The sequence below is a fragment of the Schumannella soli genome, assembly GCF_006517435.1.
In the GTDB taxonomy this organism is placed as follows: domain Bacteria; phylum Actinomycetota; class Actinomycetes; order Actinomycetales; family Microbacteriaceae; genus Schumannella; species Schumannella soli.
Genome location: NZ_VHQG01000006.1, coordinates 1 through 557, shown reverse-complemented (window position 1 = coordinate 557; position 557 = coordinate 1). Strand labels below are relative to the sequence as shown.

The following is a 557-nucleotide window of genomic DNA, read 5'->3' as shown; positions in this document are numbered from 1 at the left end:
ATGCCGACCTGGATCTCGGTCTGGAAGCGGCGGGCGGCGCCACCGTCGTTGGTGAAGATCGCGGTCCCGTTGCCGAACTGACCCGAGTTGATCAGCTCCACACCCTCCTCATACGAGGCGACGCGGACGACGGACAGGACGGGTCCGAAGATCTCCTCCGTGTACGCACGGGAGGTCGTCGGGACGTTGTCGAGGAGAGTCGGCCCGAGCCAGAAGCCGTCGGCCTCACCGTCGACGTCGATGCCGCGGCCGTCGACGACGACCGTCGCGCCATCCGCGGCGGCGATGTCGATGTAGGAGGCGACCTTGTCGCGGTGTGCCTCGGTCACGAGAGGGCCCATGTCGGGTTCGCGGCGGCCATCGCCGATGCGCAGCTTCGAGATGCGCTCCGTGATCTTCTCGATCAGGTCGTCGGCGACGGGCTCGACGGCGAGGAGCACCGAGACGGCCATGCACCGCTCCCCCGCGGAGCCGAAGCCCGCGTTGATCGCGGAGTCGGCGACGAGGTCGAGGTCGGCGTCGGGGAGGACGAGCATGTGGTTCTTCGCACCGCCGAG

General features: G+C 68.8%; 1 protein-coding gene. It reads right to left on the bottom strand.

All coding sequences use genetic code 11. The annotated features are described in order from the left end of the window. The coding region (locus tag FJ657_RS16855) for an aldehyde dehydrogenase family protein (protein WP_141164908.1) at positions 1–557 on the bottom strand (557 nt) is incomplete at both ends.